The 1,031-nt window shown below is 66.1% G+C and carries 1 protein-coding gene; it reads left to right on the top strand.

Annotation, left to right across the window (positions count from 1 at the left end):
• A partial coding sequence (locus ACFQ0E_RS19145) for a condensation domain-containing protein (protein ID WP_386826627.1) occupies window positions 1-1,031 on the top strand: 1,031 nt, incomplete at both ends.

Genomic DNA, 1,031 nt, shown 5'->3' with positions numbered 1-1,031 from the left:
GCCTGCCGGGTTTCATGCTGCCGCAGGAGTGGATCGCGGTGGAGGCGATGCCGCTGAGCGCGAACGGCAAGATCGACCGGAAGGCGCTGCGTGCGCGCTATCTGGACGAATGGCGGCATCGTGGGGTGGGGCAATCGTCGGCGTCTTCGGCGGAGGAGGTCTTGTCGCCGCAGGCGCAGTGGGTGGCGGCGCTGTGGATGCGCCTGCTGAAGGCGAGCCGCGTGGGTCTGGACGACAACTTCTTCGCGCTTGGCGGCAAGTCGCTGCTGGCGCTGCAGGTGGTGAACGCGATCAACAGGCAGTTCGGCTGCCGGCTGTCGATGGTCGATCTGTTCAAGCATCCCACCATCCGCGAACTCATCGCCAGGATCGATGCGCTCTCGCAAGCGATCGTGGTGGAAACCGACAAGATCGAGTCGAAGCCTGCGGAAGCGGAGATGCCGCTGTCGTTCGCGCAGAAGCGGCTGTGGTTCCTGAACCAGCTCGACGCCAGCGGGCTCTACAACGTCGGCGGCAACTTCTCGGTGCGCGGCCACCTGGACGTGGCCGCGCTCGAACAGGCGCTCGACCTCATTGTGTCGCGCCACGCGGTCCTGCGCACCGTCTACGGTCAGCGCAACGGCGAACCCTTCCAGACAGTGCGCACCGACGCCCGTCTCGTCCTCGACCGCTTCGACGTCGACGGCGATGCCGCGGACAGGGAGACGCAGTGGCAGCGCATCAGCGCCGAGTACGCATCGCGCCCGTTCGATCTCGCCAGCGACCTGATGATCCGCGCGGGCCTGGTCGCGTACGCCGAAGACGAGATGCGGCTAATGATCCACATGCATCACATCGCCTCGGACGGCTGGTCGCTGTCGGTGTTCATCCGCGAGCTCAACCAGTTGTACAACGGTCTTCGCGAGGGCCGGGCAGTGTCGCTTGCGCCGCTGCAGATGCAGTACCACGACTACGCCCGCTGGCAGCACGCGACGTGCCGGCGTGGCGACGAGTTCGTCGGCTGGGAGTTCTGGCGTGATTATCTGGCCGAC

It is taken from the genome of Lysobacter brunescens (assembly GCF_042677005.1).
Taxonomy (GTDB): domain Bacteria; phylum Pseudomonadota; class Gammaproteobacteria; order Xanthomonadales; family Xanthomonadaceae; genus Lysobacter_I; species Lysobacter_I brunescens.
This window is presented reverse-complemented; position numbering and strand designations above follow the sequence as displayed.